Source organism: Pseudomonas sp. NY15356, from assembly GCF_048068175.1.
GTDB lineage: Bacteria > Pseudomonadota > Gammaproteobacteria > Pseudomonadales > Pseudomonadaceae > Aquipseudomonas > Aquipseudomonas putida_K.
The window spans coordinates 79,530-96,051 of sequence record NZ_JBLUPW010000011.1; the positions used below are offsets into that span (position 1 = coordinate 79,530).

Here is a 16,522-nt window from a genome sequence, read left to right on the forward strand (position 1 = left end):
TGCTTTGCAGCCCATCGTCGGCAAGCCGGCTCCCACCGAGATTGCGCCGCTCTCAAGACTTGCGAAATCCCTGTGGGAGCCGGCTTGCCGGCGATTGGGCCGTGCCGCCTGGAACCATTTGATATAAGATAACGCCCCTGTTTCCACGCCCGCCTTGCCCCCGGAGTCCTTCATGACGGCCCCAGCCGAGCTCTCGCCTACCCTTCAACTGGCCTGCGACTTGATCCGTCGCCCTTCGGTCACCCCTGTCGATGCCGATTGCCAGGCCCAGATGATGAACCGCCTGGGTGCTGTCGGCTTCCAGCTGGAGCCGATGCGCATCGAAGATGTCGACAACTTCTGGGCGACCCACGGCACCGAGGACGGCCCGGTGCTGTGCTTCGCCGGCCATACCGACGTGGTGCCCACCGGCCCTGTGCAAGCCTGGCAGCATGAGCCCTTCGAGGCGTTGATCGATGCCGACGGCATGCTTTGTGGTCGCGGCGCCGCGGACATGAAAGGCAGCCTGGCGTCCATGGTGGTGGCCAGCGAGCGCTTCGTGCGCGACTACCCGAACCACCGTGGCAAGGTGGCCTTCCTGATCACCAGCGACGAAGAGGGCCCGGCCCACCATGGTACCAAGGCCGTGGTCGAACGCCTGCGGGCGCGCAACGAGCGCCTGGACTGGTGCATCGTCGGCGAACCGTCCAGCACCACCCTGCTGGGCGATGTGGTCAAGAACGGCCGCCGTGGCTCGCTCGGCGCCAAGCTTACCGTGCGCGGCAAGCAGGGCCACGTGGCCTACCCGCACCTGGCGCGCAACCCCATCCACCTGGCCGCCCCGGCCTTGGCGGAACTGGCCGCCGAGCATTGGGACGAAGGCAACGCATTCTTCCCGCCGACCAGCTTCCAGATCTCCAACCTCAATTCCGGCACCGGCGCGACCAACGTGGTCCCGGGCGAGCTGGTCGCGGTGTTCAACTTCCGTTTCTCCACCGAATCCACGGTCGAGGGCCTGCAGGCCCGCGTGGCGGCGATCCTCGACAAGCACCAGTTGGACTGGACCATTGACTGGGCGTTGTCCGGCCTGCCGTTCCTGACCGAACCTGGCGAGTTGCTCGACGCCGTGTCCGCCGGTATCAAGGCCGTCACTGGCCGCGACACCCAACCGTCCACCAGCGGTGGTACCTCCGATGGCCGCTTCATCGCCACCCTGGGCACCCAGGTGGTGGAACTCGGCCCAGTCAACGCCACCATCCACCAGGTCGACGAACGTATCCTGGCCAGCGACCTGGAGTTACTGACCGAGATCTACTACCAGACCCTGGTACGGTTGCTCGCCTGATGCTCGCCTGCCCTCTCTGCCAGGCCGCCCTGACGCGCCTGGACAACGGCGTGGTATGCCCCGCCAGGCACCGCTTCGACCGGGCCCGCCAGGGCTACCTGAACCTGTTGCCGGTGCAGCACAAGAACAGCCGCGACCCCGGCGACAACCAGGCCATGGTCCAGGCGCGCCGTGATTTCCTCGACGCCGGCCACTACGCCCCGGTGGCCCGGCGCCTGGCCGAACTTGCCGCCGAGCGCCAGCCCGGCGCCTGGCTGGACATCGGCTGCGGCGAGGGCTATTACACCGCGCAGCTGGCCCAGGCCCTGCCCGCCGCCGATGGCTACGCCCTGGATATCTCCCGCGAGGCGGTCAAGCGCGCCTGTCGGCGCGCGCCCCAGGTAACCTGGATGGTCGCGAGCATGGCCCGGGTGCCCTTGCTCGACGCCAGCTGCCAGTTCATCGCCAGTGTGTTCAGCCCGCTGGACTGGCACGAGGCCAAGCGCCTGCTCAGCCCCGGTGGCGGCCTGATGCGGGTCGGGCCGACCAGCGGCCACCTGATGGAACTGCGCGAGGTGCTCTACGATGAAGTACGCCCCTACGCCGATGACAAGCACCTGGCCCTGGTCCCGGAGGGCATGTACCACGCCCATGGCGAAGTGCTGGAGTTTCGCCTGAGCCTGGCCGAGCCTCAGGCACGCGCCGACCTGCTGGCGATGACCCCGCATGGTTGGCGCGCCAGCGCCGAGAAGCGCGCGCGGGTGATCGACCAGCCCGAACCGTTCGAAGTCACGGTTTCCATGCGTTATGACTATTTCGTGCGCCAAGACTGAGCACACCGGAGCCCTTTATGCGCCAACCCGATATCGAGATCTACCTCAAGGACACCGACGTCGACCACAAGCAGGTGGCCGAGTGGCTCGGCCAGGCCCTGGGTCCTTGCAGCCAATGGCAGCAACGTGGCCAGACCTGGAAATGCACAGCCGGTAACATTCCGGTCACCTGGGTACCCAAGGCTGTGGGGAAATGGAACAGCCTGTTCCTGGAAAGCGACCAGACGCCGTGGGACGACGACATCGCCTGCGCCCGTGCAGCCTATGCCGCACTTGGGGTCGAAGTGCGCTGCGCACCGGGTGGCTGGGCCGAGGAAGATGGCGAAGAAGATGCCGACCGCTGGGTCCGCATCAGCGCCGACGGTGAACAGGAAATCACCTGGCGCACCAGCTGAAACGCTGGCGGGTAAGCGTCAGGCTGCAAGTTCCACGGTCAACTTGCAGCTTGAAGCTTCAAGCGTGTAGCCAGAGGCCTTAGAGGCCGATCACGTCCTCGGCCTGCAAGCCTTTCTGGCCTTGCACGAGGGCGTATTCAACCCGCTGTCCCTCGACCAGGGTACGATGCCCCTCACCGCGGATAGCCCGATAGTGGACGAACACATCCGCACCACCCTCGCGCTGAATGAAGCCATAACCCTTGGCATCGTTGAACCACTTTACATTCCCAGTCTCACGAGACGACATCTGAACTACTCCGGATTTTTATTTTGAAGATCGCCTTGCAAGCACGGGGTCACCTCCCCGTGCTGACGCAGCTCGCTGAAATATCTTGCAAGCTGCGGACCGAGTATATGACAGCGAACAAAAAAATTTCATGACTGGAACGAGTTTTGGTGAATTTTGCCGAACTTGCACAGATACGGCAGACTAACTGCCTGGATATTCCCAAAACATTTCACCCAGGGCACACACCCCATGACCCGTTCCCCCCTGCGCCGGCTGATTTTCGGCGCCCTGCGTCGCCTGTTGTACCTGTGGGTGCGCTCCGAAACCATCAACCAGTCATCCCTGACGCTCAAGCTCGACCGCAGCCGCCCAGTGTTCTACGCCCTGCCCTCGCCCTCGCTGACCGACCTGGCCGTGGTCGACCGCGAATGCACCAAGGCCGGGCTGCCGCGCCCGGTGCTGCCGGTTGCCGTGGGCCCGCTGCAGGAACCGGCTGCGTTCTTCTACCTGACGCCCGACCCGGACTGGCTCGGCCGCCATGACAAGCGCGGCGCGCCGCCCACCCTGGAGCGCCTGGTGGCCGCGGTCAGCCAGCATGCCGAGGAAGATGCGCAGATCATCCCGGTCAGCGTGTTCTGGGGCCAGTCGCCGGCCAGCGAGTCCAGCCCGTGGAAGCTGTTGTTCGCCGACAGCTGGGCCGTCACCGGTCGCCTGCGCCGGTTGCTGACGATCATGATCCTGGGCCGCAAGACCCGCGTGCAGTTCTCCGCGCCCATCCACCTGCGCGAGCTGGTGCAGCACAACAAAGGCCACGAGCGCACCGTGCGCATGGCCCAGCGCATCATGCGCGTGCACTTTCGCAACCTGAAGACCGCGGTCATCGGCCCGGACATCTCCCACCGGCGCAACCTGGTCAAGGGGCTGGTCCATGACCCGCTGGTGCGCCAGGCGATCAGCGACGAAGCCGAGCGCGAGAAGATCCCCTATGCCAAGGCCGAAGCCCAGGCGCTGCGCTACGGCAACGAGATCGCTTCGGACTACACCTACACGGCGATCCGCTTCCTCGAGGTGGTGCTGAGCTGGTTCTGGAACAAGATCTACGACGGTATCAAGGTCAACCATATCGAGCAGGTCCAAGGCATCGCGCCAGGCCACGAAGTGATCTACGTGCCTTGCCACCGCAGCCATATTGACTACCTGTTGTTGTCGTACCTGCTGTTCCGCAACGGCCTCACCCCACCTCACATCGCGGCGGGCATCAATCTCAACATGCCGGTCATCGGCGGCCTGCTGCGCCGTGGCGGTGCGTTCTTCATGCGCCGCACGTTCAAGGGCAACCCCCTGTACACGGCGGTGTTCAATGAATACCTGCATACCTTGTTCACCAAGGGCTTCCCTGTCGAGTACTTCGTCGAGGGCGGCCGTTCGCGCACCGGCCGCATGCTGCAGCCACGCACCGGCATGCTCGCCATCACCCTGCGCAGCTTCCTGCGTTCCTCGCGCACACCGATCGTCTTCGTGCCGGTGTATATCGGCTACGAACGCGTGCTGGAGGGCCGTACCTACCTGGGCGAGCTGCGCGGGGCGAGCAAGAAGAAGGAGTCGATCTTCGACATCTTCAAGGTGGTCGGCGCGCTGAAACAGCGCTTCGGGCAGGTCTACGTGAACTTCGGCGAGCCGATCCGCCTGGCCGGGTTCCTCGACGAGCAGCAGCCCGGCTGGCGCGAACAGGCGCTCGGCCCACAGTTCCGCCCGGCCTGGCTCAACGAGACCACTACACGCCTTGGCGAGACCGTGGCCCGTCACCTGAACGAAGCCGCGGCGATCAACCCGGTCAACCTGGTGGCCCTGGCGCTGCTCTCCACCAGCCGCCTGGCCCTGGACGACCGCGCCCTGACCCGGGTGCTCGACCTCTACCTGGCGCTGCTGCGCCAAGTGCCCTATTCCCTGCACACCACCCTGCCGGAGGGTGATGGCCCGGCGCTGATCGAGCACGTCAAGGGCATGGGCCTGCTGTCCGAACAGAAGGACGCCCTGGGGCGCATCCTGTACCTGGATGAAGCCAACGCGGTGCTGATGACCTACTATCGCAACAATGTCCTGCACATTTTCGCGCTGCCGGCCCTGTTGGCGAGCTTCTTCCAGAGCAGCTCGCGCATGAGCCGCGACCTGGTCGGACAATATGTCCAGGCGTTGTACCCCTACCTGCAGGCCGAGCTGTTCCTGCGCTGGACACCGGGGCAACTGGAGGGCGTGATCGACCAATGGCTGGCCGCCCTGGTGGAACAGGGCCTGCTGCGCTTCGAGAACGGCGTCTACCTGCGCCCGGCGCCCAGTTCGCGACAGTTCGTCCTGCTGACCCTGCTGGCCCGCGCCATCACCCAGACGCTGCAACGCTTCTACATGGCGACGTCCTTGTTGCTCAACAGCGGCCAGAACACCCTGACTGCCGAGGAGCTGGAGGACCTGTGCGTGATGATGGCCCAGCGCCTGTCGATCCTGCATGGGCTCAATGCCCCGGAATTCTTCGACAAGACGCTGTTCCGCCACTTCATCCAGACCCTGGTTGGCCAGGATGTGCTGCGGCCCGATGCCCAGGGCAAGCTGGGCTATCACGACAAGCTCGCCGAACTGGCCGAGGGCGTGGCCAAGCGGGTGCTGTCGGCCGAGCTGCGCCTGTCGATCCGTCAGGTGGCCTTGCACCGTGACGAACCGGAGGAAATCGTCGGGGTGTAGGATTTCAGCCTGCCAGAGGGCCCCGCAGAGGATTCAGGATGCCAAGGCTGCATCCATCGAATACTTATCGGAGCCCTCACATGACCGATACATCCATGAAGCACCTGGATATCGAAATCGTCTCTACCAGCACCCTGGACCTTCCACCCTCGGCACAGGTTTCGCTCAGCCTCCTGGATACCTCGCTCGCGGATGCGCCAGCCATCGCTGTCGCGCAGCTGCGCTTGCGTTGTGCTGGCGTGATGCCGATCCGCCTTATGCTGAACTACGACAGCCGAAGCCTGAAAGCTGGCCGGCGCTATGTCCTTGGCGCACGCATCGAGCAAGAAGACAAGCTTTGGTACATCAACACCGTGTCGCACCCTGTTGACCCTGACAGCGTTACCGGTCCGCTGCGCGTGTCTGTCGACAGGGTCGCGGAGCCGGCCTGCATGCGTGGCGAACACGGCAGTGGCTTCATCGACCAACAGCCTGACGGCATCCATGGCGGCAACCGTACCAAGTGATCCACCGGGCACACGGCCTCGCGGTTCGTGTGCCATTTCCCTCTGATCCGCAGCCTCGTCATTTCCTAGAGTCCGCCAGACATGCACACGGCACGTTCGCCATCACCCGGCGCATGGCAAGGAGCTCATATGGACCATCGCTTCACGGAAATCTTCGGCACTGTAACCAGCCCCTATCTACCGACACTGGCAGATGGTGCTGCCCGCCTGAGCGTCACACTCAAAACCGAGGCCCAGCCATACGGGGAGTTCATCGCGTCATGGAGCTGCCAGGCCAACGGCTCGCCCATGCCCTTCCAGCTACAAGTCGACAGCAGCTGCCTGGAGACCGAGCAGGCATTAGTACTGGAGGCCAGGTGCTCGACCGCGCCAGGGCAAGCGGGTACGGTGGCCTTCGCGTCGCAGCCCTTCGCAGGGGAGGCTAGCACGCAGGTCGGCCCTCTGGACCTGCTATTGGAACCGATCGACGGCATAGCGCAGGCCACCGCAGAAAAAATGCCGATTCCGCCCGCGATCATTCCGCTGTCCGGCGTTATCCAGATTCCCCCTGAACTCATGCTGGAAGAAGCCTATCTGGACACAACCTTGTTGCTCATCCAGGAAGATGGGTACAGCAACAGAGCGTCGAGCAACATCGCTGAGCATTCCAGGCTCATCCGACAGCCGAATGCACCCTTCACCCTGCTCCTGGATGCCTCCGTCATCCCCCCTGGGTATCGGGTAAAACTGCACATGGGTCTCTTCAGCCTCGATCGACAACAACTACTCGCGGGCAACGTCATCAAGAACCTGGACCTTTCCAATCCAATGGACCTGAGCGAAATCATCCTGCGTAAGCCGCGTCGCTGAATCCTCCGGAAAAATCCGCTAAAGTCCCTGGGGTTGGCCAAAAGCCGACCCCAAGGACATCGGAGATTCCATGAAAAAACTCTTCATGCTGTGTGGCGCATCCCTGCTCGCAGCCTGCTCCAGCAACACCCCCTCGCACCAGGCCAGCCTGGATGGCGAAGTCTTCTACCTGCAGCGCATCGCCCTGCCGCCTGCGGCCACCTTGAGCGTGAGCCTGCAGGATGTATCGCTGATGGACGCCCCGGCAGTGACCTTGGCCAACCAGGCCGGCCCGGTCAAGGGCAACGTCCCGCTGCCCTTCCACCTGAGCTACGACCCCGCCCAGGTCAAACCTGGCCACCGCTATGCCGTCAGCGCACGCATCGAACTGGACGGCAAGCTACTGTTCATCAATACCGAACACCATGGCGTCAAGCTCGACGGCAGCGACCCGCAGCCCGTGCGTATCAAAGTCGACCCGGTGCGCTGACCCGCCCATTTTGCCTATAAGGAAATACCCATGATCCGCACCTCGCTGCGCTTCACCACTCTTTGCGCCGGCCTGCTGCTGTCGGCCAGCGCCCTGGCCCTGTCACTGGGCGACCTCTCCCAGAAAGATGCCAGCGGCGGCCTGAAGGATGCCCTGACCCAGGGCGCCCAAATCGCCGTCAAGCAACTGAGCACGCCTGGCGGGTTCAGCAACAACCCGGATGTGCGCATCGAGTTGCCGGGCAACCTGGGCAAGGCCGCCAAGGCCATGAAGATGTTCGGCAAGGGTGAGCAAGTCGAAGCCCTGGAAGACAGCATGAACAAGGCCGCCGAAGCGGCTGTGCCGCAAGCCCAGGTCATCCTGGTGGACGCGGTGAAGAAGATGACCGTGACCGACGCCAAGGACATCCTCGCAGGCGGCCAGGATTCGGCCACCCAGTACCTGAACAAGAGCAGCCGCGAGGAGATCCGCGCCAAGTTCCTGCCGATCGTCAAGCAAGCCACCGACAAGGTCGGCCTGGCGCAGCAGTACAACAACTTCGCCGGCCAGGCTGTGGCATTGGGCGTGGTCGACGCCAAGAGCGCCAGCATCGAGAACTATGTCACCGAGAAAGCGCTGGACGGCCTGTTCGAGATGATTGCCAAGCAGGAACAGAGCATCCGCCAGAACCCGACACAAGCGGCTACCAGCCTGGCCAAGAAGGTGTTCGGCGCGCTGTGATCAGCCGTCTACCGACATAAAACCGAGGGCTGCCCATCGCCGGCAAGCCGGCTCCCACAAGTAAAGCGTGAGCTTTGAGGACAGCACCATCCTGTCGGAGCCGGCTTGCCGGCGATGGGCCTGCAGTGCCCCTTCGGTTTTCAGCCTTTCTTCACTCTGAACCATGCCGCATACAACGCCGGCAGGAACAACAGGGTCAGCACCGTCGCCACGATCAACCCACCCATGATCGCCACCGCCATCGGCCCGTAGAACACGCTGCGCGACAGCGGGATCATCGCCAGCACCGCCGCCAGCGCGGTGAGCACGATGGGCCGGAAGCGTCGTACCGTGGCCTCGATGATCGCCTGCCAACGGTCCAGCCCGGCGGCGATATCCTGCTCGATCTGATCGACCAGGATCACCGAGTTGCGCATGATCATCCCCGCCAGGGCGATGGTGCCAAGCATGGCGACGAAGCCGAACGGCTGGCGGAACACCAGCAGGAACAGCGTCACGCCGATCAGCCCCAGGGGGGCGGTGAGGAACACCATCACCGTGCGCGAGAAACTGCGCAGCTGGATCATCAGCAACGTCAGTACCACCACGATGAACAGCGGCATGCCGGCATTCACCGACTTCTGCCCGCGCTCGGAATCCTCCACCGTGCCACCGACCTCCAGCAGGTAACCGTCCGGCAACTGGTCGCGCACCTGCTGCAGGGTCGGCAGGATCTGCTTGACCAGCGTCACCGGCTGCTCCTTGCCGTAGATATCGGCGCGCACGGTCACCGTCGGCAAGCGGTTGCGGTGCCAGATGACGCCTTCCTCGAAGCCGTATTCCAGCGTCGCCACCTGCGACAGGGCCACGCTCTGGCCGTTGTCGGTGGGCAATGCCAGGCTGCCCAGGTTGCCCAGCTCGCGGCGTTCCTGGTCGGTCCCGCGCAGCAGGATCTCGATCAGCTCGTTGTCCTCGCGGTACTGGCTGACAGTGGTGCCGGTGAGCGAGCTTTGCAGGAAGCTCGACAGGTGCGCGGTGCTCACGCCCAGGGCACGAGCGCGGTCCTGGTCGATTTCCAGGAACACGGCCTTGCTCGGCTCCTCCCAGTCCAGGTGCACGTTCACCACATGGGGGTTCTCGCGCACCTTGTCGGCGACTTCACGCGCCAGGGCGCGGACCTTCTCGATATGCTCGCCCGTCACCCGGAACTGCACCGGGTAGCCCACGGGCGGGCCGTTCTCCAGGCGTGTGACCCGCGAGCGCAGTTCGGGGAACTGTTCGTCCAACGTGGCGATCAGCCAACTGCGCAAGGCCTCGCGGTCCTCCAGGCTCTTGGCCAGCACCACGAACTGGGCAAAGCTGGCCGCCGGCAATTGCTGGTCCAGGGGCAGGTAGAAACGCGGCGAGCCGGTGCCGACGTAGGCGACGTAGTTCTCGATGCCGTCCTGCTGCTTGAGCAATGCCTCCAGGCGTTTGACCTGCTCGGCGGTATTGGCCAGCGACGCGCCTTCGGCGAGCTTGAGGTCGACCATCAATTCAGGCCGACCCGACGCCGGGAAGAACTGCTGGGGCACGAAGCGGAACAGCAGCAGGCTGCCGATAAACGCAGCGATGGTCAGCACGATCACCGTCTTGCGCCGTCGCACGCACCATCCCACCACCCGGCGCACCCGCTGGTAGAACGGCGTGCCGTACGGGTCATGGCCTCCCTCGCCATGGCGCGCCGCGTGGCGCTTGGCCAGGTCCGGCAGCAGCCGGTCGCCCAGGTAGGGCACGAACACTACCGCCGCGACCCAGGACGTCAGCAAGGCGATGGTCACCACCTGGAAGATCGAACGGGTGTATTCGCCGGTGCTCGAGGCGGCGGTGGCGATCGGCAGGAAGCCCGCTGCGGTGATCAGGGTACCGGTGAGCATCGGGAACGCCGTGCTCGACCAGGCATAGCTGGCCGCCTTGAGCCGGTCAAAGCCCTGCTCCATCTTGATCGCCATCATCTCGACGGCAATGATCGCATCGTCCACCAGCAACCCCAGGGCCAACACCAATGCGCCCAGGGAGATCTTGTGCAGGCCGATGCCGAAGTAGTGCATGGCGGCGAAGGTCATGGCCAGCACCAGCGGAATGGCCAGCGCCACCACCAAGCCGGTGCGCAGGCCCAGGGAGAAGAAGCTCACCAGCAACACGATCGCCAGGGCCTCGACCAACACCTGAACGAACTCGCCGACCCCGGCCTTCACCGCCGCCGGCTGGTCGGAGACCTTGCGCAGCTCCATGCCGGCGGGCAGGTTGCGGGCCAGGCGGGCGAACTCGCTTTCCAAGGCCTTGCCCAGGACCAGGATGTCGCCCCCCTCCTTCATCGACACCGCAAGACCGATGGCATCTTCCCCCATGAAACGCATGCGCGGCGCAGGCGGATCGTTGAAGCCACGGTGCACGTCGGCCACATCGCCGATGCGGAAGGTGCGCTCACCCACGCGAATCGGGAACTGGCGGATCTGCTCGACCGTATCGAAGCGCCCGCTCACCCGCAGTTGCAGGCGCTCGCTGGGGGTTTCGAAGAAGCCGGCGGTGCTCACCGCGTTCTGCTCCTGCAACGCCTGCTGCACGGCCTGCAACGGCACGCCGAGGGTCGCCAGCTTGACGTTGGACAGCTCGATCCAGATTTTTTCGTCCTGCAGGCCGAGCAGTTCCACCTTGCCCACGTCCTTGACCCGCTGCAGCTGGATCTGGATGCGGTCTGCATAATCCTTGAGCACCGCGTAGTCGAAGCCGGCACCGGTCAGGGCATAGATGTTGCCGAAGGTGGTGCCGAATTCGTCGTTGAAGAACGGCCCTTGGATTTCCGGCGGCAGGGTATGGCGGATATCCGCGACCTTCTTGCGGATCTGGTACCAGAGCTCGGGGATGGCTTGCGAATGCATGGAGTCCCGGGCCATGAAGGTGACCTGGGACTCCCCCGGGCGCGAGAACGAAACGATGCGCTCGTACTCGCCGGTTTCCATCAGCTTCTTCTCGATGCGTTCGGTGACCTGCCGGGAGACTTCCTCGGCAGTGGCGCCCGGCCAGAGGGTGCGGATGACCATGGCCTTGAAGGTGAACGGTGGATCCTCGCTCTGCCCTAACTTGGTGTAGGACATGGCGCCAACCGCAGCCAGGAGAATCATCAGGAACAGCACGATCTGCCGGTTGCGCAGGGCCCAGGCGGAAAGATTGAAACCCATCGGGACTTACTCCTTGGCCGCCAGGTCCACATCACGGTTGGTTCGATCCACGGGCCGGACTTGCTGCCCTTCGCGCAATACATGGCCACCGGCGGCCACCACCCAGTCGTCGGCCCGCAGGCCTTCGAGCACCGGCACGCTATCGGCGCCATAGGGCCCCAGACGCACCACGGCGCGCTCCAGCCGGCTGTCCTTGTTGACACGCCAGACATAGGCCTGGCCCTGCTCGGCGGTGACGGCCGACAGCGGCACCGACAGCGGCGCCTGTTCGGCATGGGCGATGAACACCCGCGCGCTCTGGCCCAGCTCTGCCGGTGCGCTGGCCGAGGTGAAGGCAATCCGCGCGGCGAAGGTGCGTGAACGCGGATCGGCCGCCGGAGACAACTCGCGAATACGCCCTTCATAGCGCGCATTGGGGTGCGACCACAGCTCCACGCTGACCGTTTGCCCCACGGCAAAACGGGCGAACTGCTGCTCCGGCAGGCCGATGAGCACTTCACGCTCGCCATCGGCGGCCAAGGTGAAGACTGTTTGCCCGGCGGCCACCACCTGGCCTACCTCGACCTGGCGCTTGGCGATCACGCCAGCCTGGGGAGCGCGCAACACCGCGTATTCAGCCTGGTTGCCGGCCACGTCGAACTCGGCCTTGGCCTGTTTCAGTCGGGCCAGGCCGGCGCGGTAGAGGTTCTCGGCGTTGTCGAACTGGGAACGGCTGACCATCTGCTTCTCTAGCAGCTTCTGATAGCGGTCGCGCTCGGTCCGCACCAGGGCCAGGTTGGCCTGGGCGGCGGCAAGCTGGGCGCGGTTGGCCTCCAGTTGCAGGCGCACATCCTGAGGGTCGAGTTCTGCCAGGGGCTGGTCCGCCTTGACCCGCTGCCCTTCCTCCACCAGGCGCTTGGTGACCTTGCCGCCGATCCGGAAGGCCAGCTCCGGTTCGAAGCGGGCCCGCACCTCGCCTGGGTAGCTGTCGGCCGACGCACCGGCCGGCTGGGGCTGGACCACCAGCGCCGGACGAGGCGCCGCGGGTGCTGCGGTTTCCTGCCCGCAGGCGGACAGCAGCAGGGCCAAGGCGACAGGCAGAACGATGGGCAAGGCATGACGCAACATGATGGAAATCCTTTCGGGGCAGCGCCTGGAATATTTATACTGGCGAGTATATTAAGTCAGCTGATCGGCCCGGGGAAGCGGGCAGATGCGAGAAAAACGTTCGCCCAGCACACGCCCATCGCCGTCATACCCGGTAAGATGGAGGCCTTTTTCAACCAGATTCGGAACCCCATGTCCCACGACGCACCCATAGGCCCGGGCCGGCCCAAGGACCTGGCCAAACGCGAGGCCATCCTCGAAGCCGCCAAGACGCTGTTCCTCAGCCTTGGCTATGCCAACACCAGCATGGATGCGGTCGCTGCGGCGGCAGGTGTTTCAAAGCTCACGGTCTACAGCCATTTCACCGACAAACAGACGCTGTTCGGCTCGGCGGTCATGGCGACTTGCCAGGCGCAACTGCCGGACCTGATCTTCGAACTCCCCGAGGGGGTACCGCTGGAGCAGGTGCTGCTGAACATCGCTCGCGGTTTCCATGCGTTGATCAGCAGTGACGAGTCGGTGAGGTTGAGCCGGTTGATCATTGCCCTGGGGAACCAGGACCCTGGGTTCGGGGAGTACTTCTGGGAAGCAGGGCCGAAACGGGTGCTCGGGGGAATGGAGTCGCTGCTGCGGTGTGTTGCACAGCGAGGGCTTCTGGCGATCGACAACCCGTTGCGGGCGGCGGAGCATTTCTTCTGCCTGGTGAAGGGGGCGCCGGATTATCGGTTGCTGCTGGGGTGTGCACCGGCGTTGGTGGGGGATGAGGCCGAGGCGCATGTGCGAGAGGTGGTCGGGTTGTTCATGCGGGCGTATCGGGTTTAGGCGCTTTTTTGAATGTAGGTATCGAGTAAGTGACACCTCCTCCCGCTCAGGCACCTTTCCGCCCACGCGACAAAACGCTGGCCCTGCATCCGGCCCCGGCATCGCGCTCGACGGTGTCGAAAAATCATATTGATTGGTTGGCTTTTCTGGCCTAATCGCGGGACAAGCCCGCTCCCACAGGGAGACCGCGCCCTCCTGTAGGAGCGGGCTTGTCCCGCGATTGGCCCAACAGCCCACCGCCAATCCCATTGAATAAACAACGCCAGCCCAGGCGCCACCCAGCACCAAAGCGACCACTCACCCGCCAGTCTTGAGCGCCTTCTTGGGGTAAATGTCATACCGACTCGACTTCCCCTCCAGACTGTGGCTCGGCTTGGGCCCCTCGATAATCGGTGCCTTGCGCGGCCGCTTGACCACCACCCGGTGCGAAGCCAACGCCAGGGCCGCCTCGAGCAATGCCGGCGCATCGAGGTCATCGCCCACCAAAGGCCGAAACACCCGCATTTCCTTCTTCACTAAGGCACTTTTGTCCCGATGCGGGAACATCGGATCGAGGTAGATCACCTGCGGCGCCTCACCCTCCCAGCTGCGCATGCGCTCGATCGCGTTGCCCGTCAGCAAGCGCATGCGCGCCACGATCGCGCCTACCTCCTCATCGCTGCGCGCCCGCGCCAGGCCATCCTCGAGCAAGGCGGCAATCAACGGCTGGCGTTCGATCAAGGTCATCTGGCAGCCCAGGCTGGCCAGGACGAACGCATCCTTGCCCAGCCCCGCCGTGGCATCGAGCACCTGCGGCCGCACGCCCTGGGCGATGCCCACCGCCTTGGCGATCATCTGCCCATTGCCGCCGCCATAGAGCCGCCGATGGGCCGCCTGCCCCTCGACGAAATCCACCCGCACCGGCCCCGGTGCCTGTGGCCCCAATTGCTGGATCTGCAATCCCTCGGCCCCTACCTGCACGGTGAAGCCGGCAGCGTCGTCCACCAGCGGCAAGCCCAAGCGCTCGGCCCACGCCACCGCCTGGGCCTGAAATTCGGCCGACAACGCCTCGACCCTGATACCCGCGCCCTGCTCTAGCTCTACCATCCGTTCCCGCACTCGAAAAATTAATGAAATCCCGGCCACCGCCGATACACGCAGTATCCGCTATTCTGCCAGAGCACAACGCGCGCGACTGCCATGTCAGATACTCTTCCCATCGGCTTGACCTACCTGTCGCCTGTCGACCATTTCGGTCGGCAGAACACCCAGGCACTCGGGGGCGTCAGCCACCTGTGGCAGGACTTCTTCGCCCGCGCATTGGCCGAACAGCAGGCCCCGGAGCCCGACCCGGTCAGCCAGGCCATCGAGCAGCAGGTCGACCAACACAGCGGCGAGCCACTGGGCGGTGCGCATGCTCTGGCGCAGATTCGCCTGCAGCGCGCTTGCGACATCCATGACAGCGAGATCACCCCACCCGAGCCGCTGTTCCTGCCCAAGGCCGAGTTCGAGATGGAGCTGCTGGAAAATGCCCCCGAACCCTTCAGCGCCGCCGAACTCATCGAACAACAACGCCAGCTCGACCTGAACAACAGCTGGTTGCGCCCGGTGGTCATGAACCAAGGCCAGCCGCTCCCCGAGCCAGGCCCGGCACCTTCGCCGCGCCCACTGTTCCTTCCGATCGCCGAGTTCGAGATGGACCTGCTGGACAACGCCCCCGAACCCTACGATGAGCCCACCCTGGCCCAGCAACAGAACGACCTGGAATTCGACCTCCACTGGGCCCGCCCGGTGGTGCTGAACAACGTGCGCGTACACGCCTGATCAGCGACAGACCTGCCAGAAGCCCATGTCCATGTGAAAGTGGTTGCGATGGGCCGCGTTGTAGTCCGGCCCCAGCACGGTGCTGAAACTGGCGCACGCCGCCTCATGCACCTGCCGCAGGAACTCGGCTTCCCGCCCCTGCCCCTGCCAGTCCCGCGCCAGCACGATGCGCCGGCCATCCTGGAGGCGAAAGCCGCTGATATCCAGGGCATTGGCCGTGGCATGCTGGCTCAGCCGCCCCTGCTTGCGGTGGTAGACATTGCGACAAGCAAAGCTGCCCAGATGCTCGACCTGCACCACCGGTTGGCCGAACACCCGCCGTGCCGCCGGTTGCACGCCATGGGTTTCGAACAATGCGTAGGCCACCGCCAGCGGGCACGACGCCAGGAAACTGCTGCCCAGCCGCGCCTGGCCACCTTCGATGCGCCAGACGTTCCGCAACGGGCATGCTGCCGTCGACGGGCTGTCGGCCTGCGCCCGGTAGCGCAGGGATGAGGTCTGCAAGGCCTGGCGGCACAGACCTGCGTCGGTGCGCAGGCGCGACAGCTTGTACGGCGTGAGCAGGTTCGGTGGCTGGCGTACATCCAGCACCGCCCAGGGGTTCCAGGCCGACGGCGGTCGCCAGCCCAGTTGCCAGGCAAAGCCCGCCAGCATCAGCAGGCCGACGGCCAGCACCGACAACAGGCGCATTCAGCGCCGGAACAGGTCGTTGAGGTCGGCGAACGGCATGGCCTGTTCGCCATAGCCGAACGTGCCCTCGTCACGGATCTCCAGCGCCGCTCGGCGGAACGCGCCCAATGCCGCCCGTGCCAGGGAAGAACCGACGCTGATGCGCTTCACACCCAAATCCTGCAACTGGTTGACGCTCAACGCCACGCCAGCCATCCCCATCAACACATTGACCGGCTTGGGCGCCACGGCCTGCACCACCGCACGGATCTCGTCGACGCTGCGCAAGCCCGGGGCATACAGCACATCGGCACCGGCCTCGGCATAGGCCTGCAGGCGGCGGATGGTGTCATCCAGGTCCAGGCGGCCGTGCAGCAGGTTCTCGGCCCGGGCGCAGAGGGTGAAGGGAAATGGCAGCTCACGGGCAGCCTGCACCGCTGCACGGACACGCTCCACCGACAGGCCGAAGTCGTAGATCGGTGCATCTGCCTGGCCGCTGGCATCTTCGATCGAACCGCCCACCAACCCGACCCCGGCAGCCTGCCGGATCGTCTCGGCACAGTCCTGGGGCAAGTCGCCAAAACCGTTCTCCAGGTCGGCCGCCACCGGCAAAGGCGTGGCATCGACGATTGCCCGTGCATTACCGAGCGTCTGCTCGAGGTCCAAGGCCCCTTCTGCATCAGGCCGCCCCAGGCTGAAGGCAAGGCCGGCGCTGGTAGTCGCCAGCGCCTCGAACCCAAGGCTGGCCAGCAACTTCGCAGACCCGGCATCCCACGGATTGGGAATGACGAACGCGCCATCGCGCTCGTGCAGGGCCTTGAAGGCTTCGGCTCGCAGGGTTTGCACATCCATGGTCATGA

Annotated in this window: 16 protein-coding genes; 10 read left to right on the top strand and 6 right to left on the bottom strand. The window is 64.8% G+C overall.

Annotation, left to right across the window (positions count from 1 at the left end):
* The first annotated feature begins 172 nt into the window (after nucleotides 1-172).
* Genes dapE through ACNFCI_RS11410 form a run of 3 tightly spaced genes read left to right on the top strand, consistent with a single transcriptional unit; the run spans nucleotide 173 to nucleotide 2,531 of the window.
* On the top strand, nucleotides 173-1,324 hold the full coding sequence (dapE, locus tag ACNFCI_RS11400) for a succinyl-diaminopimelate desuccinylase (protein ID WP_084854334.1): 1,152 nt from the start codon (nucleotides 173-175) through the stop codon (nucleotides 1,322-1,324).
* Complete coding sequence (locus tag ACNFCI_RS11405; RefSeq protein WP_368829905.1) at nucleotides 1,324-2,136, top strand: putative RNA methyltransferase; 813 nt, start codon at nucleotides 1,324-1,326, stop codon at nucleotides 2,134-2,136. The genes dapE and ACNFCI_RS11405 overlap by 1 nt, the downstream gene beginning before the upstream one ends.
* A 17-nt stretch (nucleotides 2,137-2,153) precedes the next feature.
* Nucleotides 2,154-2,531: a hypothetical protein gene (locus ACNFCI_RS11410; protein WP_084854328.1), complete on the top strand. Its 378-nt coding sequence runs from the start codon at nucleotides 2,154-2,156 to the stop codon at nucleotides 2,529-2,531.
* Between the two features lie 79 nt (nucleotides 2,532-2,610).
* On the opposite strand, the gene ACNFCI_RS11415 is transcribed toward ACNFCI_RS11410, so the two are convergent.
* Nucleotides 2,611-2,820 (bottom strand): cold-shock protein, encoded by a 210-nt coding sequence (locus ACNFCI_RS11415; protein ID WP_084854326.1) that lies wholly within the window; start codon nucleotides 2,818-2,820, stop codon nucleotides 2,611-2,613.
* Nucleotides 2,821-3,051: 231 nt separating this feature from the next.
* Between ACNFCI_RS11415 and plsB the strand changes: the two genes are divergently transcribed.
* From plsB to ACNFCI_RS11440, 5 genes are all read left to right on the top strand, one after another.
* Nucleotides 3,052-5,538, top strand: a complete 2,487-nt coding sequence (gene plsB, locus ACNFCI_RS11420; RefSeq protein WP_084854324.1) for a glycerol-3-phosphate 1-O-acyltransferase PlsB — start codon at nucleotides 3,052-3,054, stop codon at nucleotides 5,536-5,538.
* Nucleotides 5,539-5,618: 80 nt separating this feature from the next.
* On the top strand, nucleotides 5,619-6,044 hold the full coding sequence (locus ACNFCI_RS11425) for a YbaY family lipoprotein (RefSeq protein WP_253249301.1): 426 nt from the start codon (nucleotides 5,619-5,621) through the stop codon (nucleotides 6,042-6,044).
* A 129-nt stretch (nucleotides 6,045-6,173) separates the two neighbouring features.
* Nucleotides 6,174-6,893 carry a hypothetical protein gene (locus ACNFCI_RS11430; RefSeq protein WP_368829904.1) on the top strand — a complete coding sequence of 240 codons (720 nt, stop codon included), beginning with the start codon at nucleotides 6,174-6,176 and terminating at the stop codon, nucleotides 6,891-6,893.
* Nucleotides 6,894-6,963: 70 nt separating this feature from the next.
* A complete protein-coding gene (locus tag ACNFCI_RS11435) occupies nucleotides 6,964-7,362 on the top strand; it encodes a YbaY family lipoprotein (RefSeq protein WP_084854318.1) in 399 nt (132 codons plus the stop codon).
* Nucleotides 7,363-7,392: 30 nt separating this feature from the next.
* On the top strand, nucleotides 7,393-8,082 hold the full coding sequence (locus ACNFCI_RS11440) for a DUF4197 domain-containing protein (RefSeq protein ID WP_084854316.1): 690 nt from the start codon (nucleotides 7,393-7,395) through the stop codon (nucleotides 8,080-8,082).
* Between the two features lie 140 nt (nucleotides 8,083-8,222).
* Here ACNFCI_RS11440 and ACNFCI_RS11445 read toward each other — a convergent pair whose 3' ends face one another.
* Together ACNFCI_RS11445 and ACNFCI_RS11450 are read right to left on the bottom strand one after the other, a co-directional pair.
* Nucleotides 8,223-11,282, bottom strand: coding sequence for an efflux RND transporter permease subunit (locus tag ACNFCI_RS11445; RefSeq protein ID WP_084854313.1), 3,060 nt, complete (start codon nucleotides 11,280-11,282; stop codon nucleotides 8,223-8,225).
* Between the two features lie 6 nt (nucleotides 11,283-11,288).
* Entirely contained in the window at nucleotides 11,289-12,389 is a 1,101-nt protein-coding gene (locus ACNFCI_RS11450; protein WP_324814538.1) for an efflux RND transporter periplasmic adaptor subunit, read from the bottom strand.
* A gap of 171 nt (nucleotides 12,390-12,560) precedes the next feature.
* On the opposite strand from ACNFCI_RS11450, the gene ACNFCI_RS11455 reads away from it, so the two are divergent.
* Nucleotides 12,561-13,190 (top strand): TetR/AcrR family transcriptional regulator, encoded by a 630-nt coding sequence (locus ACNFCI_RS11455; protein WP_172402940.1) that lies wholly within the window; start codon nucleotides 12,561-12,563, stop codon nucleotides 13,188-13,190.
* 297 nt (nucleotides 13,191-13,487) lie between these two features.
* Here ACNFCI_RS11455 and ACNFCI_RS11460 read toward each other — a convergent pair whose 3' ends face one another.
* Nucleotides 13,488-14,276 carry a class I SAM-dependent methyltransferase gene (locus ACNFCI_RS11460; RefSeq protein WP_084856827.1) on the bottom strand — a complete coding sequence of 263 codons (789 nt, stop codon included), beginning with the start codon at nucleotides 14,274-14,276 and terminating at the stop codon, nucleotides 13,488-13,490.
* 93 nt (nucleotides 14,277-14,369) lie between these two features.
* Here ACNFCI_RS11460 and ACNFCI_RS11465 point away from each other — a divergent pair, with 93 nt between their 5' ends.
* Nucleotides 14,370-14,993: an energy transducer TonB gene (locus ACNFCI_RS11465; RefSeq protein WP_368829989.1), complete on the top strand. Its 624-nt coding sequence runs from the start codon at nucleotides 14,370-14,372 to the stop codon at nucleotides 14,991-14,993.
* Here ACNFCI_RS11465 and ACNFCI_RS11470 read toward each other — a convergent pair whose 3' ends face one another.
* Complete coding sequence (locus ACNFCI_RS11470) at nucleotides 14,994-15,683, bottom strand: extensin family protein (protein ID WP_368829990.1); 690 nt, start codon at nucleotides 15,681-15,683, stop codon at nucleotides 14,994-14,996.
* Complete coding sequence (locus ACNFCI_RS11475) at nucleotides 15,684-16,514, bottom strand: isocitrate lyase/PEP mutase family protein (RefSeq protein ID WP_324816263.1); 831 nt, start codon at nucleotides 16,512-16,514, stop codon at nucleotides 15,684-15,686.
* Nucleotides 16,515-16,522: the final 8 nt, after the last annotated feature.